General features: G+C 71.6%; 19 protein-coding genes and 1 tRNA gene. 6 read left to right on the top strand and 14 right to left on the bottom strand.

Annotated elements, in window-relative coordinates; all coding sequences use genetic code 11:
* Positions 1–37: 37 nt before the first annotated feature.
* Together ABT160_RS11295 and ABT160_RS11290 are read right to left on the bottom strand one after the other, a co-directional pair.
* Positions 38–352 carry a chorismate mutase gene (locus tag ABT160_RS11295; RefSeq protein ID WP_351646350.1) on the bottom strand — a complete coding sequence of 105 codons (315 nt, stop codon included), beginning with the start codon at positions 350–352 and terminating at the stop codon, positions 38–40.
* Positions 353–363: 11 nt separating this feature from the next.
* Positions 364–1,251, bottom strand: coding sequence for a helix-turn-helix domain-containing protein (locus ABT160_RS11290; protein WP_351646348.1), 888 nt, complete (start codon positions 1,249–1,251; stop codon positions 364–366).
* A gap of 138 nt (positions 1,252–1,389) precedes the next feature.
* On the opposite strand from ABT160_RS11290, the gene ABT160_RS11285 reads away from it, so the two are divergent.
* The 3 genes from ABT160_RS11285 to ABT160_RS11275 all read left to right on the top strand — a co-directional run bounded on the left by ABT160_RS11285 (position 1,390) and on the right by ABT160_RS11275 (position 7,296).
* Complete coding sequence (locus tag ABT160_RS11285; RefSeq protein ID WP_351646347.1) at positions 1,390–3,105, top strand: glycoside hydrolase family 35 protein; 1,716 nt, start codon at positions 1,390–1,392, stop codon at positions 3,103–3,105.
* A gap of 128 nt (positions 3,106–3,233) precedes the next feature.
* The gene (gene pepN, locus ABT160_RS11280) at positions 3,234–5,726 is read left to right on the top strand and encodes an aminopeptidase N (RefSeq protein ID WP_351646346.1); all 2,493 of its coding nucleotides are present in this window, start codon (positions 3,234–3,236) and stop codon (positions 5,724–5,726) included.
* Positions 5,727–5,883: 157 nt separating this feature from the next.
* Positions 5,884–7,296 (top strand): lysine N(6)-hydroxylase/L-ornithine N(5)-oxygenase family protein, encoded by a 1,413-nt coding sequence (locus tag ABT160_RS11275; RefSeq protein ID WP_351646344.1) that lies wholly within the window; start codon positions 5,884–5,886, stop codon positions 7,294–7,296.
* Between the two features lie 55 nt (positions 7,297–7,351).
* On the opposite strand, the gene ABT160_RS11270 is transcribed toward ABT160_RS11275, so the two are convergent.
* Complete coding sequence (locus ABT160_RS11270; protein WP_351646342.1) at positions 7,352–9,157, bottom strand: bifunctional metallophosphatase/5'-nucleotidase; 1,806 nt, start codon at positions 9,155–9,157, stop codon at positions 7,352–7,354.
* A 206-nt stretch (positions 9,158–9,363) separates the two neighbouring features.
* On the opposite strand from ABT160_RS11270, the gene ABT160_RS11265 reads away from it, so the two are divergent.
* Both ABT160_RS11265 and pyk read left to right on the top strand, forming a co-directional pair.
* Positions 9,364–10,077 (top strand): SIMPL domain-containing protein, encoded by a 714-nt coding sequence (locus ABT160_RS11265; protein WP_351646340.1) that lies wholly within the window; start codon positions 9,364–9,366, stop codon positions 10,075–10,077.
* A 178-nt stretch (positions 10,078–10,255) separates the two neighbouring features.
* The gene (gene pyk, locus ABT160_RS11260) at positions 10,256–11,689 is read left to right on the top strand and encodes a pyruvate kinase (RefSeq protein ID WP_351646338.1); all 1,434 of its coding nucleotides are present in this window, start codon (positions 10,256–10,258) and stop codon (positions 11,687–11,689) included.
* On the opposite strand, the gene ABT160_RS11255 is transcribed toward pyk, so the two are convergent.
* Together ABT160_RS11255 and ABT160_RS11250 are read right to left on the bottom strand one after the other, a co-directional pair.
* Positions 11,690–12,472 carry a transcriptional regulator gene (locus ABT160_RS11255; RefSeq protein WP_351646336.1) on the bottom strand — a complete coding sequence of 261 codons (783 nt, stop codon included), beginning with the start codon at positions 12,470–12,472 and terminating at the stop codon, positions 11,690–11,692.
* Positions 12,473–12,582: 110 nt separating this feature from the next.
* Positions 12,583–12,657, bottom strand: a tRNA-Leu gene (locus ABT160_RS11250).
* 97 nt (positions 12,658–12,754) lie between these two features.
* Here ABT160_RS11250 and ABT160_RS11245 point away from each other — a divergent pair.
* The gene (locus tag ABT160_RS11245; protein ID WP_351646335.1) at positions 12,755–13,426 is read left to right on the top strand and encodes an ANTAR domain-containing response regulator; all 672 of its coding nucleotides are present in this window, start codon (positions 12,755–12,757) and stop codon (positions 13,424–13,426) included.
* Positions 13,427–13,547: 121 nt separating this feature from the next.
* On the opposite strand, the gene ABT160_RS11240 is transcribed toward ABT160_RS11245, so the two are convergent.
* From ABT160_RS11240 to ABT160_RS11200, 9 genes are all read right to left on the bottom strand, one after another.
* Positions 13,548–14,264 carry an ABC transporter ATP-binding protein gene (locus ABT160_RS11240; RefSeq protein WP_351646333.1) on the bottom strand — a complete coding sequence of 239 codons (717 nt, stop codon included), beginning with the start codon at positions 14,262–14,264 and terminating at the stop codon, positions 13,548–13,550.
* On the bottom strand, positions 14,261–15,133 hold the full coding sequence (locus ABT160_RS11235; RefSeq protein ID WP_351646511.1) for an ABC transporter ATP-binding protein: 873 nt from the start codon (positions 15,131–15,133) through the stop codon (positions 14,261–14,263). The genes ABT160_RS11240 and ABT160_RS11235 overlap by 4 nt, the downstream gene beginning before the upstream one ends.
* Positions 15,134–15,138: 5 nt before the next feature.
* The gene (locus ABT160_RS11230) at positions 15,139–16,872 is read right to left on the bottom strand and encodes a branched-chain amino acid ABC transporter permease (RefSeq protein ID WP_351646509.1); all 1,734 of its coding nucleotides are present in this window, start codon (positions 16,870–16,872) and stop codon (positions 15,139–15,141) included.
* Between the two features lie 5 nt (positions 16,873–16,877).
* Positions 16,878–17,810, bottom strand: coding sequence for a branched-chain amino acid ABC transporter permease (locus ABT160_RS11225; RefSeq protein ID WP_351646331.1), 933 nt, complete (start codon positions 17,808–17,810; stop codon positions 16,878–16,880).
* A 101-nt stretch (positions 17,811–17,911) separates the two neighbouring features.
* On the bottom strand, positions 17,912–19,147 hold the full coding sequence (locus ABT160_RS11220) for a branched-chain amino acid ABC transporter substrate-binding protein (RefSeq protein ID WP_351646330.1): 1,236 nt from the start codon (positions 19,145–19,147) through the stop codon (positions 17,912–17,914).
* A 316-nt stretch (positions 19,148–19,463) separates the two neighbouring features.
* Positions 19,464–20,045 (bottom strand): hypothetical protein, encoded by a 582-nt coding sequence (locus tag ABT160_RS11215; RefSeq protein ID WP_351646328.1) that lies wholly within the window; start codon positions 20,043–20,045, stop codon positions 19,464–19,466.
* Entirely contained in the window at positions 20,042–20,599 is a 558-nt protein-coding gene (locus ABT160_RS11210) for a hypothetical protein (RefSeq protein WP_351646326.1), read from the bottom strand. Before ABT160_RS11210 ends, ABT160_RS11215 begins: the two co-directional genes overlap by 4 nt.
* 139 nt (positions 20,600–20,738) lie before the next feature.
* Positions 20,739–21,206 carry a PaaI family thioesterase gene (locus tag ABT160_RS11205; protein WP_351646324.1) on the bottom strand — a complete coding sequence of 156 codons (468 nt, stop codon included), beginning with the start codon at positions 21,204–21,206 and terminating at the stop codon, positions 20,739–20,741.
* A gap of 105 nt (positions 21,207–21,311) precedes the next feature.
* The gene (locus ABT160_RS11200; RefSeq protein ID WP_351646322.1) at positions 21,312–23,591 is read right to left on the bottom strand and encodes an FdhF/YdeP family oxidoreductase; all 2,280 of its coding nucleotides are present in this window, start codon (positions 23,589–23,591) and stop codon (positions 21,312–21,314) included.
* Between the last annotated feature and the right edge of the window lie 149 nt (positions 23,592–23,740).

The following is a 23,740-nucleotide window of genomic DNA, read 5'->3' as shown; positions in this document are numbered from 1 at the left end:
CCGGGGCCGTCCGCCGCGCCGGTGCCGGGTCCCGTCGTCAGTGCCGGGTCTCGTCCGCGATCGTCTCGTGGTGGCGGATGACCTCGGCGATGATGAAGTTCAGCAGCTTCTCCGCGAACGCCGGATCCAGCTTCGCGCTCTCCGCCAGCTGCCGCAGCCGGGCGATCTGACGGGCCTCGCGGGCCGGGTCGGCCGGCGGCAGCTGGTGCTCGGCCTTGAGGTGCCCGACCTGCTGCGTGCACTTGAAGCGCTCCGCGAGCATGTGCACGACAGCCGCGTCGATGTTGTCGATGCTCTCGCGCAGCCGCGTCAGCTCGGCCTGCACGGACGCGTTGATCTCGCTGGTGGTCATGGTCAGCGAGCTTACGTGGACGGCGACGCGATCGTCGGAGGGTGTTCGGGATCCGGAACGCGATGGCTCCATCCGCCCGGTACGGTACGCCCCTGCCGCTCCCGGAACCGCACCGGCGCCAGCCCCACCCGCCGCGTGAACAGGCGCGAGAAGTACGCCGGGTCCTCGTACCCCACCCGCCGCGCCACCGCCGCCACCGGCAGCTCCGTCGCCGCCAGCAGCTCCTTCGCCCGCCCCAGCCGGATCCCCAGCAGGTAGTCCTTCGGACTGCACCCCGCCCCCCGGCGCACCGCCGCCCGCAGCGCCGCCGCCGTCATCCCGTGCCGCGCCGCGTGCTCCGCCACCGACAACGGCTGGAACGCGTCGCGCGCCAGCGCCCGCAGCACCGGATCGCCCTGCGCCGTCGTGTCCGCCCGCGCCCGGCGCAGCACCACCAGCAGCTCGTGCACCGCCGCGGCCGTCTCCACCTCAAGGAGCGGGTTCCCGCGCCGCGCCGCCCGCGCGATCCGCCCGACCGCCGCCCGCGCCCCCGCCGCGTCCGCCAGCGGCACCACCGGACGCTCCGGCTCGATGTACCCCAGCTCCGTGTACGTCGCCGTCGCCGGACCCGTGAAGTCCACGAAGCTCTCGTCCCAGCCCGTCCCCGGATCCGCCGCGTAGTGGTGCTCCACCCCCGGCACCAGCCAGATCAGCGCCGGAGCCGCCACCCGCACCCGCCGCCCGTCCGGCCCCCGGTACCAGCCGCCGCCCGCGCTCACCACCACCGCCACGTGGTGGTCCAGCGTCCGCGGCCCCACCGCGGGCAGCGCCCCGTGCTGCAGCCCCACGCCCAGGCACACCAGGCCCAGCCGGTGGTGGACCGGGCTCGGCGTGAAGTAGCGCATCCAGGTGTGGTACATCGCCCCGCCCCTCCGCGGCCCGCACGCCCGGCCCGCACGTCCCGTCCGGACAGCCGTCCGGCCGGCCATCCGTCCGTCCAACCAGCGCTGATCTTTGTCCATGGACCGCCGGGCCGCCAGGGGGCGAGGGTGAGCCCCATGAACGAGTTCACGGTGGGCGACACGGACTTCCTCCTCGACGGCCGCCCCGTCCGCCTCCTGTCCGGCGCGCTGCACTACTTCCGCGTCCACGAGGACCAGTGGCCGCACCGCATCGCCATGCTCGCCGCCATGGGCCTCAACTGCGTGGAGACGTACGTCCCCTGGAACCTCCACGAACCCCGCCCCGGCGACTACCGCGACCCCGGCGCCCTCGGCCGCTTCCTCGACGCCGTGCACGCCGCCGGGCTGTACGCCCTCGTCCGCCCCGGCCCGTACATCTGCGCCGAATGGGAGAACGGCGGACTGCCGCACTGGCTCACCGGCGAACTCGGCCGCCGCGCCCGCACCGGCGACCCCGCCCACCTCGCCCACGTCACACGCTGGTTCCGCGTCCTGCTCCCGCAGGTCGCCGCCCGCCAGATCGACCGCGGCGGCCCCGTCCTCATGGTCCAGGTCGAGAACGAGTACGGCTCCTACGGCTCCGACACCGGCTACCTGCGCCACCTCGCCGCCCTGCTGCGCGACCTCGGCATCACCGTCCCGCTCTTCACCTCCGACGGGCCCGAGGACCACATGCTCACCGGCGGCTCCCTGCCCGGCGTCCTGGCCACCGCCAACTTCGGCTCCGGCGCCCGCGAGGCCTTCGCCACCCTGCGCCGCCACCAGCCCCGCGGACCCCTGATGTGCATGGAGTTCTGGTGCGGCTGGTTCGACCACTGGGGCGAGGAGCACACCGATCGCGACCCCGCCGACGCCGCCGAAGCCCTGCGCGAGATCCTCGACGAGGGCGCCTCCGTCAACCTCTACATGGCCCACGGCGGCACCAACTTCGCCGGCTGGGCCGGGGCCAACCGCGGCGGCCCCCGCCACGACGGCCCCCTCCAGCCCACCGTCACCTCCTACGACTACGACGCGCCCGTCGACGAGGAGGGCCGCCCCACCGAGAAGTACCACCTCTTCCGCAAGGTCCTCGCCGAGCACACCACCCGCCCGCTCCCCGAGATCCCCCCGCCCCCGCCACGCCTCGCCGCCCCCGCCACCGCCCGCCCCGACGGCCACGCCCCGCTGACCGACGTCCTCGACGCCCTCGGCGACGACGAGGTCACCGCACCCGTACCACCCACCTTCGAGGAACTCGGCGTCGACCGCGGCCTGGTCCGCTACCGCCTCGACGTCCCCGGCCCCCGGCAGCCCTACCCGCTCGACGCCACCGGCGTCGCCGACCTCGCCCGGCTGTACGTCGACGGCGCGCCCGCCCCGCTCGGCACGCCCGTCCCCGGACCCGCGGCCGTCGAACTCTGGGTCGAGTCCCTCGGCCGCGTCAACTACGGCCCCCGCACCGGCGAACCCAAGGGCATCACCGGCGGCGTCCTGCACGAACGCCAGTACCTGCACGGCGTCCGCGCCCGCGCCCTGCGCCTGGACGCCCTCACCCCGCCCGCCGTCGCCGGACTCGCCCTGCGCACCCCCGACGGCGCCGCTCCCGGCCTCTACCGCGCCACCACCGAGGTCACCGGCCCCGGCGACGCCCGCCTCGCCCTGCCCGGCTGGACCCGCGGCTTCGCCTGGATCAACGGCTTCTGCCTCGGCCGCTACTGGAACCGGGGCCCCCAGCACACCCTCTACGTCCCCGGCCCCGTCCTCACCCCCGGCACCAACGAGATCTGGATCCTCGAACTGGAAGCGGCCGGAGACGAACTCCACCTCGCGTGACCCGCGCCACCCGCCCGCCCCGGACCACGCCGGCCCCGCCCGCCCCGGAGCGTGACCGCCCCGCCACCCGCGGCCAGGGCGGGGACACCCCCGTGTCCCCGCCCGCCGCATCGGGCAGCATGGGGCCCATGTCCGTACTGACGCGCGACGAAGCGCAGACCCGAGCACAGCTCCTCGACGTCCATCGCTACACGATCGACCTCGACCTCACCGGCGGCGACGAGACCTTCGCCTCACGCTCCGCCGTCCACTTCACCGCCCGCGCGTCCGCGGACACCTTCGTCGAGCTCAAGCCCGAGACCCTGCGCTCCGCCACCCTCGACGGACAGCCCCTCGACCCCGAGACCCTCGACGGCAACCGGCTCCCCCTCACCCTCACCGAGGGCGAACACCACCTCGTCGTCGAAGCCGACATGCGCTACAGCCGCACCGGCGAGGGCATGCACCGCTTCACCGACCCCACCGACGGCGAGACCTACACCTACACCCAGCTCTTCATGGAGGACGTCCAGCGCGTCTTCGCCGCCTTCGACCAGCCCGACCTCAAGGCCGTCTTCGCCCTCACCGTCACCGCCCCCGACGGCTGGAAGGTCCTCGCCAACGGCGTCACCACCCAGGCCGACGACGGCCGCTGGCACGCCGCCCCCACCCCCCTGCTCTCCACCTACTTCGTCGCCGTCGCCGCGGGCCCCTGGCACTCCGTCACCACCGAACACGCCGGACTGCCCTTCGGCCTCCACTGCCGCCGCTCCCTCGCCCCCCACCTCGACGCCGACGCCGACGAGATCCTCGACGTCACCCGCGCCTGCTACGACCGCTACCACGAGAAGTTCGACGAGCCCTACCCCTTCGACTCCTACGACCAGGCGTTCGTCCCCGAGTTCAACGCCGGCGCCATGGAGAACCCCGGACTCGTCACCTTCCGCGACGAGTTCGTCTTCCGCTCCGCCGTCACCGACACCGAACGCCAGACCCGCGCCATGGTCATCGCCCACGAAATGGCCCACATGTGGTTCGGCGACCTCGTCACCCTCAGGTGGTGGGACGACATCTGGCTCAACGAGTCCTTCGCCGAGTACATGGGCTACCAGACCGTCAACGAAGCCACCGACCGCTTCAGCGACACCTGGATCGACTTCGGCATCGTCCGCAAGTCCTGGGGCTACGACGCCGACCAGCGCCCCTCCACCCACGCCGTCGCCCCCGACCCCGAAGCCGTCCCCGACACCGCCTCCGCCCTGCTCAACTTCGACGGCATCTCCTACGCCAAGGGCGCCAGCGCCCTGCGCCAACTCGTCGCCTGGACGGGCGAGAAGGACTTCCTGGCCGGCATCAACACCCACTTCGCCCGCCACAAGTTCGGCAACGCCACCCTCGCCGACTTCATCGACTCCCTCGCCTCCGCCACCGACCGCGACGTCCACGCCTGGGCCGCCCGCTGGCTGCGCACCACCGGCGTCGACACCCTGCGCCCCACCGTCACCGCGGGCGACACCGGCTGGACCCTCACCGTCGGCCACGAAGGCGAACGCCCCCACCGCGTCGCCGTCGGCGTCTACGACCGCGACCTCGTCGACGGCCGCCGCCTCGTCCTGCGCGAACGCCTCGACCTCGACGTCCCCCAGGACGCGCCCCTGGACCGCCCCGGCCCCCGCCCCGCCCTCGTCGTCCTCAACGACGGCGACCTCACCTACGCCAAGGTCCGCCTCGACGAGGCCTCCCTGGAAACCGCGCTGCGCGGCCTCTCCGGCATCCCCGACGCCCTCACCCGCGCCGTCGTCTGGAACACCCTGCGCGACATGGTCCGCGACGGCGAACTCCCGCCCGAGACCTACCTGGAGACCGCCGTCGCCCACCTCCCCCAGGAGGACGACCTCGCCGTCGTCCAGGGCGTCCTCGACTTCGCCCGCCAGTACATCGCCGACCGGTACGTCCCCGACGACGCCCGCCCCGCCGCCCTCTCCCGCATCACCACCGTCGCCCGCGACCTGCTGCGCCGCACCGAGGACGGCGACCACCCCGGACTGCGCCTCACCGCCGTGCGCACCCTCGTCTCCAGCGCCACCCAGCCCGACACCCTCGCCGGCTGGCTCGACGAAGGCACCGTCCCCGGCGGCCCCGAACTCGACCCCGAACTGCGCTGGCGCATCCTCGCCCGCCTCGCCGTCCTCGGCGCCACCGACGAGGACGCCATCGCCGCCGAACTCGCCCGCGACCCCAGCGCCACCGGCCAGGAAGGCGCCGCCCGCTGCCGCGCCGCCCTGCCCGACCCCGCCGCCAAGGCCGCCGCCTGGCAGCGCATGTTCACCGAGGACACCCTCTCCAACTACCTTTTCACCGCCACCGCCCAGGGCTTCTGGCAACCCGAACAGGCCCACCTCGTACGCGAGTACGTCCCCCGCTACTACCCCGAAGCCGCCGCCCTCGCCGACCGCCGCGGCCCCGCCATGGCCGAAGCCGCCGGACGCCACGCCTTCCCCCAGCACGCCGTCGACGCCGAAGCACTCGCCCTCGGCCGGCAGGCCCTGGAACGCGACGACCTCACCCCCGCCCTGCGCCGCAAGCTCGTCGACCAGCTCGACGACCTCAGGCGCGCCCTCGCCGTCGTCGACGCCCGCTGACCCGGCCCCACCCGCGGGCCCGCCGGCCCCGCCGACACCCGCACCGGGGAGCGCCCGACCGCACGCGCGGGCGCTCCCCGGCGCACACGTCCCCCTTTCGGGTAGCACTCACCGGCCTCGCCGGACACCTCCCCGCAACCCCCGACAAGCTGGACCGATGACCGGCAACACCCCCCAGCCCCCCGACGACCGCCCCCACGACCTCGTCGGCATCGGCATCGGCCCCTTCAACCTCTCCCTCGCCGCCCTCGCCCACGGCGTCCCCGGCGGCGTCGCCGCCGCCTTCTACGAGCAGAACCCCGCCTTCCACTGGCACCCCGGCCTCCTCATCGAAGGCGCCACCCTCCAGGTCCCCTTCCTCGCCGACCTCGTCACCCTCGCCGACCCCGCCAGCCCCTGGACCTTCCTCAACTACCTCAAGAGCCGCGACCGGCTCTACCCCTTCTACTTCGCCGAGCGCTTCCACATCCAGCGCGCCGAGTACGACGCCTACTGCCGCTGGGTCAGCGACCACCTCCCCACCCTCCACTTCTCCCACCAGGTCGACGCCGTCCGCTGGAACCCCGAGAAGAACCTCTTCGAAGTCGACTACACCCAGCTCGACCCCGACGGCGAAGCCGAAGCCCTCGGCCGCGCCCACACCCGCAACATCGTCCTCGGCGTCGGCACCGAACCGTACGTACCCGAACCCCTCAAGCCCCTCGTCGAAGCCCCCGGCGTCCCCGTCCTGCACGCCGCCGACTACCTCACCCACCGCGACGCCCTGCTGACCGCCGAACACGTCACCGTCATCGGCTCCGGACAGTCCGGCGCCGAGGTCTTCCTCGACCTGCTGCGCCACCGCCCCCACGGCGCCGAACGACTCCACTGGCTCGCCCGCACCGAGGCGTTCGCCCCCATGGAGTACTCCAAGCTCGGCCTCGAACACTTCACCCCCGACTACACCCGCTACTTCCACGCCCTCCCGGAGAACGTCCGCAACGACCTCGTCCCCCGCCAGGGGCAGCTCCACAAGGGCATCGACGCCGACACCGTCGCCGCCATCCACGACGAGCTCTACCGCCGCACCCTGCACGGCGGCTGGCCCGACGCCGTCCTCACCCCCGGCGTCCGCGTCCGCACCGCCGGACGCGTCGCCGCCACCAAGGTCGAACTCCACCTCGAACACACCCAGCAGGGCTCCCGCTCCCGCCTCACCACCGACGCCGTCGTCCTCGCCACCGGCTACCGCGAACGCCCCCTCACCCGCATGCTCGCCGGCCTCGACCCCTACATGCGCCACGACGCCTCCGAACGCCCCCGCATCGACGCCGAGTACCGCCTCGTCCTCGACGACTCCGTCACCGGCTCCGTCTACGTGCAGAACGCCGAGACCCACACCCACGGCGTCGGCGCCCCCGACCTCGGACTCGCCGCCTGGCGCAGCGCCACCATCCTCAACTCCCTCACCGGCAAGGAGCCCTACCCACTGCCCCGGCGCACCGCCTTCACCAGCTTCGGCCTCGACCGCAAGGAAGCCCCCCGCATCCCCGCCCAGACACCCCCGCTCACCCCCCTCGCCCAGACCTGACGACGACGGCCGCCGCCCCCACCGGGGGAGCGACGGCCGTCACGCGCACCGGTTCCTAGAACACCGGCACGCCCTCCCGGGTCAGCTTCCAGTCCACCGACCCGAACTGACCCGGATCGATCGTCCCCTTCGCCCTCACCCAGCCGATGATCGTGTTGCGGATCTCGTCCGAGTTCGCCCACAGCTGCTGCGCCGTCGCCACGTGCGGGAACGCGCCACCGCCGTTCGCCCGGTAGTTGTTCACCGCCAGCACGAACTTCGCCGCCGGATCCAGCGGCTTCCCCTCGAACGACAGCTTCGCGATCCGCTGCCCCACCGGCTGCGCCACGTCGATCTCGTACGTCAGACCCGACACCGCGTCGTAGTTGTAGTCCGGCGTGCCGTCCGCGTTCGTCAGCTTCGACGTGTCCACCGGACCACCCGCCGGCGTCCGCACGTAGTACCGCGCCGAGAACTCCAGGTAGTCCTTCAGCTGCGCACCCGTCAGCAGCCGCGCCTCCAGCGTGTTCTCGAACGGGTACAGGCCCGCCGCGTCCTTGATCGTGATCGTCCCCGCCGGGATCGCCGCCGTCCGCGAGAAGCACGACGCCTGCGACAGCACCGGCAGCGACGCGTACGCCCCGCCCGCCAGCGCCGCCCGCACCGTCTCCGTCTGCACCTGGTTGATCAGGTCGATGATCGGCTCGTCCTTCCACGGAGCCTCCTGCGTCGACATCGCCGCCGTCGACGAACCGATCACCTGGTTCACGTACGCCACGACCTTCGCGTGCTCATCGCCCAGCAGCCGGGTGATCCGCGGATCCTCCGCCACCGCGTTCGAGTTCAGCACCCGCGCCCCGGCCCGCTCCACCGACCAGCGCCCGCGCTCCCACACCAGGTCGAAGTCGAACAGCGTCAGCCGCTGCCCCCACTTCAACGGCTCCGACAGGACCACGTCCTTGCCGGTCGCCTCGTTCCGCACCCGGTACTCGGGCACCTCCAAGTGGGCGTGCCCCACCAGGATCGCGTCGATCCCCGGCACCTTCTGCGCCACCAGACCCGCCGCGTTCTCCACGTACGGCAACTGGTCGCCCCACGACGACGTCCCGCTCGCACCCGAGTGCGCCGACACGACCACCACGTCCGCACCCATCGACCGCAGCTTCGGCACCCACTTCGCCGCCTGCTCCTCAAGGCCCGGGAACACCATCTTCCCGCTCACGTTCGCCTTGTCCCAGATCGCGATCCCCGGGTTCGTCAGCCCCAGCACCGCCACCCGCACATCACGCCCGTGCGGCGTCCGCAACCGGTGGAAGCTGTACGGACGGAACGCCGGCCGCAGCGTCTTCGCGTCCAGCGCGTTCGCCCCGAGCAGCGGGAAGTCGCACTGCTCCTCGAACTTGCGCAGCACCGGGATGCCGTAGTTGAACTCGTGGTTGCCCAGCGCCGCCGCGTCGTAGCCGATCGCGTTCATCGCCTGCGCCATCGGGTGCACCGGACCGCGCTTCGCGGTGATCGGGTCCACCTTGGCGTAGTAGTACGACAACTGCGTGCCCTGGATCGTGTCACCCGCGTCGATCAGCAGCGTGTTGCGCCGCCCCTTCTCCGCGCGCACCTGGTCCACCAGCGTCGAGATCTTCGCCAGGCCCACGTCGTTGTGCGCCTTGTCGTCGAACTCCTTGTCCGTGAAGTAGTCCCAGTTGAAGACGTTGCCGTGCAGGTCCGTCGTCCCCATCACCGTGAACGAGTAGCGCCGCGGCGGACGCGGCCGCCCGTGCCCGCCCCCGTGCGCCTCGGCGGTACCCGACGCACCCGAAACCAGCGCCACCCCGGCCCCGGCGGCGGCCGACCGCCCCAGGAACGTCCGACGGTTCAACGGCATTGAGGTTCTCCCTTGCCTCGCACCACGCGCCCGCGGAACCACGGGCACGACGCGCGTAGATTCTGGCCCACGCACCCCGCCCCGCAACACCCCCGCCGGGTTGCGATCCGATGACCGGACCGATGACCACCGGGTGACCACCGGGAAACCCGACCCGCCGCGACCGGGACGTTCCGATCCGGCCCCGCCCGGGGGACAGTGGACGCATGACCGACACCCCACCCCCCGCCCCGCACGCCCCCTACGGCACCCCCGACACCCCCCGCCTCGCCGTCCGCGGCGAAGCCACCCTCGAAGTCGACCCCGAGATCGCCCGCATCGGCATCACCGTCAGCGCCCGCGGCACCGACCGCGCCACCGCCCTCGACGACCTCACCCGCCGCAACGCCGCCGCCCTCGACCTCGTCAAGTCCTACGGCGACGCCGTCGAGAAACTGGAGACCGGCACCTTCTCCATCAGCCCCGAACTCACCCGCCACGGCCGCGGCGAGAAGATCCGCAGCTACCACGGCCGCGTCCACCTCACCGCCGAACTCGGCGACTTCACCGCCCTCGGCGAACTCGCCACCCGCCTCGCCGACCTCGAACTCACCCAGGTCGACGGCCCCTGGTGGGCCCTGCGCCCCGACTCCCCGGCCCACGCCGAAGCCCGCCGCCAGGCCGTCCGCGAAGCCGTCCAGCGCGCCCGCGAGTACGCCGCCGCCCTCGACACCGGCCTCGCCGCCCTCGTCGAACTCGCCGACCTCGGCGCCGAGCACGAAACCCCCTACGGCGGCGGCCCCGGCAGCCTGCGCATGGCCTACGCGCCCGCCATGGACGCCGAAGGCGCGGGCGCCCCCGTCCTCGACCTCGAACCCCAGCGCCAGACCGTCCGCGCCGAGGTCAACGCCCGCTTCACCATGACCCCGCCCCGGCTCTGACCCCACCCCGCCAGGGGTCCGCCCGGGTCTCGGCCGGGACCCGCGCCGGGGCGGCGAGATGCTCATCGGAGCGCCCCGGCGCACACTTCAACAGTTGTCAATAACCTTTCACGCAAAGGTTGTTGAGTAGTCATGCACGGCCAATTCTCTACCCGCCGGTAAGCCCTAGGCTCGAAGCATGCGCCGAGCAAAGATCGTTTGTACCCTGGGCCCCGCCACCGACTCGTACGACCAGATCAAGGCACTGGTCGCCGCCGGAATGGACGTCGCCCGCTTCAACCTCAGCCACGGCACCTACGCCGAGCACGAGGAGCGCTACCACCGCGTGCGCAAGGCCGCCGAAGAAGCCGGCCGCAGCGTCGGCGTCCTCGCCGACCTTCAAGGCCCGAAGATCCGCCTCGGCCGCTTCGCCGAAGGCCCCGTACTCCTTGAACGCGGTGACGAGTTCACCATCACCGTCGAACCCCACCAGGGCGACCGCACCACCTGCGGCACCACCTACGGCGGACTCGCCGACGACGTCACCCCCGGCGAGCGCATCCTCGTCGACGACGGCCGCGTCGCCCTCGAAGTCACCGCCGTCGACGGCCCCCGCGTCCACACCCTCGTCATCGAGGGCGGCATGGTCTCCGACCACAAGGGCCTCAACCTCCCCGGCGTCGCCGTCTCCGTCCCCGCCCTCTCCGAGAAGGACGTCGAAGACCTCCGCTGGGCCCTGCGCACCGGCGCCGACGTCATCGCCCTCTCCTTCGTCCGCAGCGGACGCGACATCGAGGACGTCCACCGCGTCATGGACGAGGAAGGCCGCCGCCTCCCCGTCATCGCCAAGGTCGAGAAGCCCCAGGCCGTCGACAGCATCGAGGACATCGTCGCCGCCTTCGACGGCATCATGGTCGCCCGCGGCGACCTCGGCGTCGAGATGCCCCTCGAACAGGTCCCCATCGTCCAGAAGCGCGCCATCAAGCTCGCCAAGCGCAACGCCAAGCCGGTCATCGTCGCCACCCAGATGCTCGACTCGATGATCGACAACTCCCGCCCCACCCGCGCCGAGGCCTCCGACGTCGCCAACGCCGTCATCGACGGCACCGACGCCGTGATGCTCTCCGGCGAGACCAGCGTCGGCAAGTACCCCGTCGAGACCGTCAAGACCATGTCCCGCATCGTCGAAGCCGCCGAAGAGGACATCCTCGCCAAGGGCCTGCCCCCGCTCACCGAACGCAACAAGCCCCGCACCCAGGGCGGAGCCGTCGCCCGCGCCGCCGCCGAGATGGGCGACTTCCTCGGCGCCAAGTTCCTCGTCGCCTTCACCCAGTCCGGCGACACCGTCAAGCGCCTCTCCCGCTACCGCTCCCCGATCCCCCTCCTCGCCTTCACCCCCGACGAGGCCACCCGCTCCCAGCTCAACCTCACCTGGGGCGTCGAGACCTTCCTGGGTCCGCACGTGGACTCCACGGACGCGATGGTCGCCCAGGTCGACGAGCAGCTGCTGCGGATCGGCCGCTGCCGGAAGGGCGACATCGTGGTCATCACGGCAGGCTCCCCGCCCGGCGTCCCCGGCTCGACGAACCTGGTACGGGTGCACCACATCGGCGAGGACGACAGCCCGAAGTAGTCAGTGCTTCGGTCCGATGTGACGGTCCATGAGGGCGACGGAACCCTTGCGGGCCACGGAGATGTTGAACGGGCGCCCGCCCCGGGTGCAGGGCGCCCACTCGACCCCGAGCGCGTCCAGGGTGTCGGTGCAGAGCCGTCTGATGTCCTCGGAGACGTTGGTGAAGAAGTAGCGCGGGTACTCGTACCGCTTGGTCCGCCCGGCGACGGTCCTGGTCGTCCAGTTGGTGATCCGGCACCCGTCGGAGTGGATGAGCCCCCGGACGAACTCCCAGGGGTGCGCGTCGACGATCCGCTGCTGCCAGTCCTCCAGTGCGATGCGCCGCTCGTGCTTGCGCCCGGGGCCGTGCTGGGGGAAGAGGCACTTCCAGTGGCGTCCGTAGCTGGTGACCGCGACGCACCCCTGCTTCTGGAGCCGCCAGACGCGGCACATCGGGAGGACCGCCACGATGGCCTCCTCGCAGGCCGTGATCAGCCCCGGCCAGTCGTCCGCGCACGCGATGCGGAGGTGGTGCGCTCCTCGCGGATGGTCACTGATGCAGCCGTCGCCCAGATAGAGGCCGAGCAGGTAGGCGTACGCGGCGGTGTCCTCGGGCAGTCCGGGGTCGGCCCGGCACCGTACGCACGGTTCGAAGTGCTTGCCGGGGCGGGGGAGCGGTTCGAGGCGCTCCCGCCAGGCACGTATCACGGACCGGGAGACGCCGGTCTCCTTGCTGACGGAGTTGAGGCTGCGGCCGTCGCTGAGGAGGGAGAGGACGCGCTTGCGCGTTCTGAGGTCGTACATGTGCGCGAGCCTGGGCCCGGATGTGCGGATGCGCGCATATTCGGCGAATTGTTCAGGCTGACGAGTGAAGATCGCCGCTTCTTGTTGCGACCTTGGAATTGAAGGAAAAGTGCCCCAGGTGGGATTCGAACCCACACTGTCCGCTGTTTGAGAGCGGCCTCTCTAACCAGTTGGAGTACTGGGGCCTTAGAAAGTGCGGACCCAGAAGGCCCTGCGCGTCACTACCTTACAGGAGCTAGGTAGGCTCAGGGGAGCTGTACCGCCCTGTATCGAGGAGCCCCCGTGACCGCCCCCGAGTCGCCCCAGCCCGTCGCCGACGACGACAACGCACAGGCGCACGTCCCGCCCATGACCACCCGTGTCGTCATCGCCGAGGACGAGGCCCTCATCCGCCTCGACCTCAAGGAGATGCTCGAAGAAGAGGGCTACGCGGTCGTCGGTGAGGCCGGTGACGGTGCCAAGGCCGTCGAGCTCGCCCGCGAGCACCGCCCCGACCTGGTGATCCTGGACGTGAAGATGCCCGTCCTCGACGGCATCTCCGCCGCCGAGAAGATCGCCGGCGAGTCCATCGCCCCGGTCCTGATGCTCACCGCCTTCTCGCAGCGCGAGCTGGTGGAGCGGGCGCGGGACGCCGGCGCGATGGCGTACCTGGTGAAGCCGTTCAGCAAGAGCGACGTCGTCCCGGCCATCGAGATGGCCGTGTCGCGCTTCGCCGAGCTGCGCGCCCTGGAGCAGGAGGTCGCGGACCTCGCGCAGCGCCTGGAGACGCGCAAGCTGGTGGACCGGGCGAAGTCGGTGCTGCAGACGCAGTACGGGCTGACGGAGCCGGCCGCGTTCCGCTGGATCCAGAAGACGTCGATGGACCGCCGGATGTCGATGCAGCAGGTGGCGGAGGCGGTCATCGAGGACGGCGAGGAGAAGAAGGCCGCGAAGCAGCAGCAGGCGGGGCAGTAGTCCCTGGCGTACGCGCGCGTACGCGTACGTACGAACACGGGAAGGGCCCGCACCGCGCGTCGATCGCGTGGTGCGGGCCCTTCCCGCATCCGTACCGCTGGTTCCGTACCGCCGGTGCGGCTCAGTCCTCGCCGAGGTACGTCTTGCGGACGTTCTCGTCGTGCAGGAGGTCCGCTCCGGTGCCTTCGAGCTTGATCTCGCCGACCTCCATCACGTACGCCTTGTCGGCGAGGGAGAGGGCGGCCTGGGCGTTCTGCTCGACGAGCAGGATGGTGGTGCCCTGTGCCTTGAGCGCGGCGATGGTCTCCATGATCTTCTGCATCATGATCGGGGAGAGGCCCATGGAGGGTTCGTCGAGCATGAGCAGCTTGGGCTGGGACATCAGGGCGCGGCCCATGGCGAGCATCTGCTGTTCGCCTCCGGAGAGGGTTCCGGCGGCCTGCTTGCGGCGTTCTCCCAGGATGGGGAAGAGGTCGTAGGCGCGCTGGATGTCCTTCTCGACGCCTTCCTTGTCCTTGCGGAGGAAGGCGCCGAGGCGGAGGTTCTCGGTGATGCTGAGCCGGGGGAAGATGTGCCGGCCTTCGGGGGAGTGGGCGAGTCCGAGCGCGACGATCTTGTGCGCGGGGACGGTGCCGAGTTCCTTGCCGTCGAAGGTGACGCGTCCGGCGGAGGGCTTGAGGAGCCCGGAGAGGGTGCGCAGGGTGGTGGTCTTGCCGGCGCCGTTGGTGCCGATGAGGGTGACGACCTGGCCCTGTTCGACGGTGAAGGAGATGCCCTTGACGGCTTCGATCTTGCCGTAGGCGACCCTGAGGTCCTGGACGTCCAGGAGTGCGGTCACTTGTCGTCTCCTTGCGTGCTGTCGGCGGCGCTGTGTGCCTCCGCCGCTTCGACTTCCGCGGCTTCGTCCTGGCCGGGGGCGCCTTCGAAGGGGGTGCCGAGGTAGGCGGCGACGACGCGTTCGTCGCCCTGCACGACGGCGGGGGGTCCTTCGATGAGCTTCTCGCCCTGGACGAGGCAGGCGACGCGGTCGCAGAGGTTGAAGATGAACCGCATGTCGTGCTCGATGACGAGGACGGCGATGCCCTGGTCGCGGATGGCGAAGATGAGTTCTTCGGCGGCGCGGGTCTCCTGCGGGTTCATGCCGGCGGTGGGCTCGTCGAGGAGGAGGAGTCCGGGGTCGCTGGCGAGGGCGCGGGCGATCTCGAGCTTGCGCTGTTCGCCGTAGGGGAGGTTGCGGGAGAGGTGGTCGGCCTTGTGGGCGAGGCCGGTGAACTCGAGGAGTTCCATGGCCCGTTCGTGGGAGGCGGCTTCGGCCTTCTTGAAGCCGGGGCCGCGCAGGAGGGCGGACCAGAGGCCTTCCTTGGTGCGGGTGTGGCGGCCGACGAGCACGTTCTCCAGGACGGTCATGTTGGAGAAGAGCCGGATGTTCTGGAAGGTGCGGGCGATGCCGGCGCTGGTGACGAGGTGGGGCTTGGGGGGCAGGACGGTGCCCTTGTAGCTGACCTTGCCCTCGGTGGGGACGTAGAGGCCGGTGAGGCAGTTGAAGAAGGTGGTCTTGCCGGCGCCGTTGGGGCCGATGAGGCCGACGATCTCGCCCTCGTTGACGGTGAGGTCGACGGAGCGCACGGCGGTGAGGCCGCCGAAGCGCATGGTGACGCCGCTGGCGTCGAGGACGGTGGCGCCGGTGGTCGTGGTGGTGGTCGTCATGTGGTTCACGCCCCCGCCTTCGCGGTGCTGACGCCGGGCTGGTCGTCGATGCGCTGTTGCGGCACGTCGAGCTGGCCGGTCTCGTGGAATTCCAGCTGGGCCCGGCGGTTGGGGATGAGGCCTTCGGGGCGGAAGCGCATCAGGAGGATGAGTGCGATGCCGAAGCCGAGGAGCTGGTAGTCCTTGAGGAACTCCAGCTTGGCCGGGATGAGGTAGAGCAGGGCGGCGCCGAGCAGGGGTCCGCTGACGGTGCCCATGCCGCCCAGGATGACGGCCGCGAGGAGGAACGCGGAGTTGGGCGGTACGGGTCCGGCGAACTGGTACATCTCGGGGACCGTGGTGGTCTGGACGTGGGCCTGGACGGTGCCGGCGAGGCCGGCCAGGGTGGCGCCGAGCGCGAAGGCGATGAGCTTGACGCGGAAGCCGTTGATGCCCATGGCGGTGGCGGCGGTCTCGTCCTCGCGGATGGCGACCCAGGCGCGGCCGATGCGGCTGTTCTGGGCGCGGCTGAAGACCAGGACCACGACGATCATGGCGAGGAGCATCAGCAGGTAGTAGTTGGCGTAGCTGCCGAGTTCGATGCCCAGGACGTTGTGCGGCTGGCTGAAGTCCCACCCGAAGAAGTTCAGGTGCGGGATGTTGGGGATGCCGTTGGGCCCGTTGGTGATCTTCGGTCCGGAGTCGCCGTCGAGGTTGAGCATGACGATGCGGAAGATCTCGCCGAAGCCGAGGGTGACGATGGCGAGGTAGTCGCCGCGCAGCCGCAGGGTGGGGGCGCCGATGACGACGCCGAAGATCAGCGAGACGGCGGCGCCGGTGAGGACGGCGGCCCAGAAGGGGAACCGCACGTCGAAGGCGGAGGCCGTGGACCCGGAGACGATGGCCGCGGTGTAGGCGCCGACGCCGAGGAAGGCGACGTAGCCGAGGTCGAGGAGTCCGGCGAGGCCGACGACGACGTTGAGGCCGAGGGCGACGGTGGCGAAGACCAGGATGTTGACCGCGATCAGGGTGTACTGGTCGGTGCTCTGGGTGAAGGGGAACGCGGCGGCGGCGATGAAGCCCGCGGTGACCGCGATGGAGCGGTACGTGCGGGTGATCGCGGAGAGCCGGGCGAACAGGCCCGAGAGGAACAGGCCGCGGGCGGCGAAGCCGACGGTGATCAGGTAGCCGATGAAGAGTTCGGGGTACTCGGTGTCGATGCCGTACGTGATGACGTACAGGCCGACGGCGAACGCGGCGACGATGATCAGGATCTCGGCCCAGGAGGGCAGTTCCTTCGCCTTGGCGGCGGTGCGGGTGTCGTCGGGCAGCAGGAACGCGGCGAGCGGGACCAGGCTGGCGACGGCCGCGACGTAGCCGCCGGGCTCCAGGTTGACGATGCCGCCGAGTTCGAAGGCGATGGCGAGGACCGTGTACCAGGTGGTGCCGAACGCGCCGAGGGCGAGGGCCTTGAGGGCCTTGGTGGAGCCGGCCGGGGCGAGCCAGCCGAGTCCCTTGACGCCGAGGGCGCCGAGGGCGAAGAGCACCAGCAGGGCGCCGGCGACCAGGGTGAGGAGCTGGAGGCCGCCGGGGTAGCCGGTGACGGTGAGGTCGCCGGGGAACTCCGAGGTCCAGGTCCAGGCGAGGAAGGTGCTGCCCAGGGTGGCGGCGCCGCCGGCGGCGACGGCCCAGAGCAGGGCCGGCCCGCGGGTGGCTGCCGGTGCCGGGGCGGGCGTGCTGGTCTTGGTGTCGGTGGTCATGTCGCTCACGCCCTGTCCGCGACGCGCTCGCCGAGCAGGCCCTGTGGCCGGAACAGCAGCACGAGGATGAGGAGGGAGAAGGCCCACACGTCCTTCCAGGCGCCGCCGCCGAACTGCTCCATGCCGGGGATGTCCTGCACGTAGGCGATGGAGAGGGTCTCCGCGACACCGAGGACGAGGCCGCCGACCATGGCGCCGTAGATGTTGCCGATGCCGCCGAGGACGGCCGCGGTGAACGCCTTGAGGCCGAGGATGAAGCCCATCTCGAAGCGGATCTGGCCCTTGTCGAGGCCTTCGGCGACCGCGGCGACCGCGGCGAAGGCGGCACCGATGGCGAACGCCATCACGATGATGCGGTCGGTGTTGATGCCCATCAGCTTGGCGGTGTCCGGGTCCTGCGCGGTGGCCTGCATGGCGCGGCCGCTGCGGCTCTTGGAGACGAAGACGCCGAGGGCGAGCATGCACACGGGGGCGGCGATGAGGACGAACGCGTCGGAGCGGGAGATGGCCAGGTTGTCCAGGATCTGGAAGGACTCGCCCTTGAACTCGGGGAAGCTGACCGGGGCCTTGGCGCCCGGGTAGAACCGCCAGACCAGCTGCTGGAGCGTGATGGACAGGCCGATCGCGGTGATCAGCGGTGCGAGGCGTGGCGCGCCGCGCAGGGGCCGGTAGGCGAAGCGTTCCGCGGCGGTCGCGATGGCCACGGAGACGACCGCGCCGCCTATGAGCATGAGGGGGAGCGCCACGACGAGGGATGTTCCGTCGGGCAGGATCGTGTACGTGGTGAGGGCGCCGAATCCCCCGACCATGAAGATCTCGCCGTGGGCGAAGTTGATGAGCTGGACGATGCCGTAGACCATGGTGTACCCGATGGCGATCAGACCGTAGAGGGCGCCGAGGGTAAGGCCGTTGGCCAGCTGTTGCGGCAGTTCGTTCACCGCAGGGCCTCCGATGAGCGTGTCGGATGTGACACCGCGCGAGGGCGCTGTTTGCGCCCTCGCGCGGCTGGGTTCTTTCGGTGCGGGGCTGTGCCGGGGGGTCAGTCCTTGAAGGTGTCGGACTTCACGTCGGTCCAGGCGCCGTTCTTGACCTGGTAGACGGTGAGCTGCTTGTTGGTGGTGTCGCCGAACTCGTCGAAGGCGACGTCACCGGTCACGCCCTTGAAGGACACCTTGCTCATGGCCTCGACGACCTTCTTGCGGGCGTCGTCCGGGACCTTGCCGTCGTTGGCGGCGACGACGGTCTTGACGGCCTGGATGATGGCCCAGGCGGCGTCGTAGGAGTAGCCGCCGTAGGCCGCGTACGGGTCCTTGTAGCCGCCGGCCTTGTAGTCCGCGATGAACTTCTTGGCGGTGTCGAGCTTCTCGACGGGGTAGCCGACGGAGGTGGCGAGGTCGCCGTCGTTGGCCTCACCGGAGGCCTTGATGAACTGCGGGTCGTAGATGCCGTCGCCGCCCATGGTGGGGATCTTGGCGCCGGCCTTCTTGACCTGGTCGGAGAGGAGGCCGCCCTCGGGGTACTGGCCGCCGAAGTAGACGGAGTCGGCGCCGGAGGACTTGACCTTGTCGGCGGTGGAGGAGAAGTCGGTCTCCTTCACGGTGACGTGGTCGGTGCCGACGACCTTGCCGCCCAGCTTGGTGAACTCGGCGGAGAAGATGGAGGCGAGGCCCGCGCCGTAGGTCTGCTTGTCGTCGACGACGTAGACCTTCTTCTTGCCCGCGGTGGTGAACAGGTAGTTCGCGGCGAACTTGCCCTGGATCACGTCGGTGGTGGCGGTGCGGAAGTAGGTCGGGAAGGGACGCTTCTTCTCGCCGGAGCCCCACTTGTCGCCCTGGGTGAGCGAGGGGTTGGTGTTGGCGGGCGAGACCTGGGTGAGGTTCGCCTGGGCGAAGACGCCCTGCATCGACTGGGAGACGCCGGAGTTGAGCGGGCCGACGACGCCGAGGACGTCCTTCATGCCGACGAGCTTGGTGGCGTTCTGCTGACCGGAGGCGGGGACGGCCTGGTCGTCGGTCGCCTCGATCTTGAAGGTGACCCCGGGGACCTCGTTGCTCTTGTTGGCGACGTTCACCGCCAGGTCCACGGAGTTCTTGATGCCCTGGCCGAGTGCGGACAGCGAACCGGTGAGCGGCGCGTCGACGCCGATGATGACGGTCGTCTTCTTGCCGTCGTCGCCCGAGCCGCCCTTGTTGTCGTCGCGCGACCCGCAGGCGGTGAGGGTGAGTGCCCCCGTGGTGACCACGGCGGTGAGGATGAGCAAGGAACGGTGTCGCACGATGAATCCTTTCCCTGGCGCGGCGTCCCCCAGACGGGGGGCCGTTTGGTCGCCGGGCCGTACTGGGTTGGTACAGGGCCGTGCAGCAGACGCGCCCGGCGGCGCGGTGACTGGCCGTGACTCTAAGCGCAGGTGGCGGAGTGGGGGAGCGGTGAGGGTAAGGATGTGACTGTCTTGTTATGCCGAGGGGGAGGGACGGTGGGTAAGGGGTGGGCAGATGGGTATTTTCCGACCGTAGGCGCGCTGTTCACATAGTGAGAACGCCCAGTTCCGCTAAGGGGCTTGACCTGATCTTGGTGCTGACAGGGGTGCGCCGTCACGGCGTCGGGCAGAGCGCGCGCACGGCGCGGGAGAGGTCGGCGTCGTAGCGGTCGCCGAGGGAGTACGCCTGGATCAACATTGCGCCTTTGTTACGCAGTGTTACGTCCAGGGAAGCCTGTTCGAATCGCTTGGGCAGGTCGGAGCAGGTGCGTATGCGGACAGTGAGTACCGCTGAGCGGTGCCGGTGGGCGCGGACAGTGAACGGCGTGCCCGGCCGGACGCCCGTTTCGAGGGCGCGGTGGGGCTGGGCGATGGACTCCAGGGTGACCGGCGGGCCCGCGTCGACGGTGATCGTGATCCGCAGGGCGAAGGTGCGCGCCGCCGGGTCGGGCGGGCCGTCCGGGCCGTCGTAGACGAGGTGGGTCAGCGGGCCGGGGTAGGGCGGCGGATCGGGGTCCGGCAGCAAGTCGTACAGCAGGAGCGGGCCCAGGACAAGGGCCGCGGCGACGGCCGCGACGCCCAGGGGCTCGCGCCAACGCCCGTGGCGGCCGCGCCGGTTGGGGCCGCTGACCTCGACGGTCGTGCCCTCCCGAGCGCCCGGCGGGCCCCGGTGCGGCTCGACGGGGCCGATGCTCATGACGCGACGGGCTCGGGCGTGCCGCCGGGGGAGGTGGCGGGGCCGTGCGTGGTGCCCGGGGACGTGGCGGGTGCGGGCGTGCCGCCGGGTGCGGGCGTGCTGCCCGGGGACGTGGCGGGTCCGGTGTCGTTCGGCCGGGGGCTCGGCGGCTTCCAGTTGTCGGTGCTCCAGGTGGCGCCGTTCTGATCCCGGCACGCCCGCCGGGTCTCGCGGTCGATCAGCTTCAGCGCGGCGTCCCTGCCGTGCGCCTTCTCCTCGGCCCGGGCGGCGGCGAGGACCCGGTCGTGGATGACCAGCTGGCCGTTGGACAGGCCCTTCTGCTCCCAGTCGATCCCGGCCCACTTCCCGCCGGTGAGCGCCTCCCTCGCCCAGTACGAGACCAGGCTGGTGCAGATGTCGGCCGGGGTGGAGGCGCGCGGCGACGCGGACGCCCCGCCGCCCTCGGCCGCGCCGCCGGAGCACCCGGTGAGTGCGGCGGCCAGGCAGGCCAGGGCGGCGGCCGCCGCGGCGGTGCGCGGTGTCGTACGGGCACGGTGGCGCGGCACTTCCCCCATGCCGCCACGCTAGGTCGCCCCCCGGGCGCCGGGCAACAGCCGTGCGGACCCCGGGAGTTCGGTGCCGCGCCGGGGCCGGGCACGGGCGCGCCCCCGGCCACGTGGTGCGGGCGGGGGCGCGGGGCGTGCCGGGGCCGGGTCAGCCGTCGAGGCCGGCGGCCTCGCGCAGCAGGCAGGTCAGCCGGGCGGTGCAGACCCGCTTGTCCTGTTCGTCGGTGATGACGATCTCGTAGGTGGCGGTGGAGCGCCCGCGGTGCACGGGGGTGGCCACGCCGGTCACCAGGCCGCTGCGGGCGCTGCGGTGGTGGGTGCAGTTCAGGTCCACGCCGACGGCGAGCTTGCCGGCGCCGCCGTGCAGCATGGAGCCCACCGAGCCGAGGGTCTCGGCGAGGACCGCGGAGGCGCCGCCGTGCAGCAGTCCGTACGGCTGGGTGTTGCCCTCGACCGGCATGGTGCCCACCACGCGCTCGGCCGAGGCCTCCACGATCTGCACGCCCATGCGGTCGCCGAGGTGCCCGGCGGAGAAGAGGGCGGGCAGGTCGACGCCGAGCGCCGCGTACTCGTCGATGACTTCCTGCGGGAACTTCGGCGTGCTCTGCTCGCCCATGGGCCCGGCTCCGTTTCGTTCGTGCGTGTGGTCGCGCCGTGTCGTGCCGCCGGACCGCGGGCGCGCGTCGCCGCCCGTGGTCCGTACCGCTGCCTGAGCGAACGCTTAGGCCGGGCGCGATTGTTCCAGACGCACGATCACGGACTTGCTCGCGGGGGTGTTGCTGGTGTCCGCGGTGGCGTCCAGCGGGACCAGCACGTTGGTCTCCGGGTAGTACGCGGCCGCGCAGCCCCGGGTCGTCGGGTAGTGCACCACCCGGAAGCCCGGCGCGCGCCGCTCCACGCCGTCGCTCCACTCGCCCACCAGGTCCGCGTAGTCGCCGTCCGCGAGACCGAGCGCCGCCGCGTCCGAGGGGTGCACCAGGACCACCCGGCGCCCGCCCTTGATGCCCCGGTAGCGGTCGTCCAGGCCGTAGATCGTGGTGTTGTACTGGTCGTGCGAGCGCAGCGTCTGCAGCAGCAGCCGCCCCTCGGGCACCTCCGGGTACTCCACCGGGGCGGCGGTGAAGTTGGCCTTGCCGGTGGCGGTCGGGAAGCGCCGCTCGTCGCGCGGCGCGTGCGGCAGCCGGAAGCCGCCCGGCTGCGCCACGCGCGCGTTGAAGTCCTCGAAGCCGGGCACCACGCGCGCGATGCGGTCGCGGATCGCGGCGTAGTCCCGCTCGAACTCCTCCCAGGGCGTGGCCGACCCCTCGCCCAGCACCGCGCGCGCCAGCCGGGCCACGATGGCCGGCTCCGACAGCAGGTGCGGGCTCGCGGGCGCCAGGTTGCCGCGCGAGGCGTGCACCATGCCCATGGAGTCCTCGACCGTCACGAACTGCCGGCCCGCGCGCTGCACGTCCTTGTCGGTGCGGCCGAGCGTCGGCAGGATCAGCGCGCGCGTGCCGGTGACCACGTGCGAGCGGTTCAGCTTGGTCGACACGTGCACCGTCAGCCGGGCGCGGCGCATCGCCGCCTCCGTGACGTCGGTGTCGGGCGTCGCGGCGACGAAGTTGCCGCCCATCGCGAAGAACACCTTCGCCTCACCGTCGCGCAGCGCCCGGATGGAGCGCACCACGTCGTAGCCGTGGTGGCGCGGCGGCGCGAAGCCGAACTCCTTCTCCAGGGCGTCCAAGAAGGCCGGCGCGGGCCGCTCGAAGATGCCCATCGTGCGGTCGCCCTGCACGTTGGAGTGCCCGCGCACCGGGCACACGCCCGCGCCCGGGCGCCCGATGTTGCCGCGCAGCAGCAGGAAGTTGACCACCTCGCGGATCGTCGGCACCGCGTGCTTGTGCTGGGTCAGGCCCATCGCCCAGCACACCACCGTGCGCTTCGACGCCAGCACCATGGCCAGCGCCCGCTCTATCTCGGCGCGGCCGAGGCCGGTGGCCCGGAGCGTCTCGTCCCAGTCCGCGGCGCGCGCCGCGGCGGCGAACTCCTCGAAGCCGTGGGTGTGCTCGCGCACGAACTCCTCGTCGACGGCGCCGTCCGCCTCCAGGACCAGCTTGTTCAGCAGCCGGAACAGGGCCTGGTCGCCGCCGATGCGGATCTGCAGGAACAGGTCGTTCAGCGCCGCGCCGCGCAGCATGCCCTTCGCGGTCTGCGGGTTCTTGAACCGCTCCAGGCCCGCCTCGGGCAGCGGGTTCACCGAGATGATCCGCGCCCCTGCGGCCTTGGCCTTCTCCAGCGCCGACAGCATCCGCGGATGGTTGGTGCCCGGGTTCTGCCCGGCCACGATGATCAGGTCCGCCTGGTGCAGGTCCTCCAGCGAGACGCTGCCCTTGCCGATGCCGATGGTCTCCGTCAGCGCCGAGCCGGACGACTCGTGGCACATGTTGGAGCAGTCCGGCAGGTTGTTCGTGCCGTACTCCCGGGCGAACAGCTGCAGCAGGAACGCCGCCTCGTTGCTGGTGCGCCCCGAGGTGTAGAAGAGCGCCTCGTCCGGCGAGTCCAGGGCGCGCAGCTCCCGCGCCATGATCTCGAACGCCCGCTCCCAGGTCACCGGCACGTACCGCTCGGCGCCCTCCTCCAGGTACACCGGCCGGGTGATCCGGCCCTGCTGGCCCAGCCAGTAGCCGCTGCGCCCCGCCAGGTCCGCCACCGGGTGCGCGGCGAAGAACTCCGGGGTCACCCGGCGCAGCGTCGCCTCCTCGGCGACCGCCTTCGCCCCGTTCTCGCAGAACTCCGCCACGTGCCGCTTGTCGCCCTCCGGCCACGCGCAGCCCGGGCAGTCGAACCCGTCCTTCTGGTTGACCTTCAGCAGGGTCCGCGCGGTGCGCACCGCGCCCATCTGCTCCGTCGCCACCTTCAGGGTGTGGGCGACGGCCGGCAGGCCCGCGGCGGCGTGCTGGACCGCCCCCACCTGCGGCGCGTCCTGGACCGGGTCCCCACTGGGCGGCTTCGTGGCCATCGCGCTCTCCCTTGAGCGACCGTCCGTGCGCTGGACGCGGGCGGGTACGTATATCAGTACGTACGATCCTGTCACGCGTCACCGACAACGGCCCAGAGGGGCCCGGCCGCGCCCGGTGTGGACGGCGATGTCAGTGGGCCGTGGCAGGA

It is taken from the genome of Streptomyces sp. NPDC001941, from assembly GCF_040296945.1.
Classification (GTDB): Bacteria; Actinomycetota; Actinomycetes; order Streptomycetales; family Streptomycetaceae; genus Streptomyces.
This window is presented reverse-complemented; position numbering and strand designations above follow the sequence as displayed.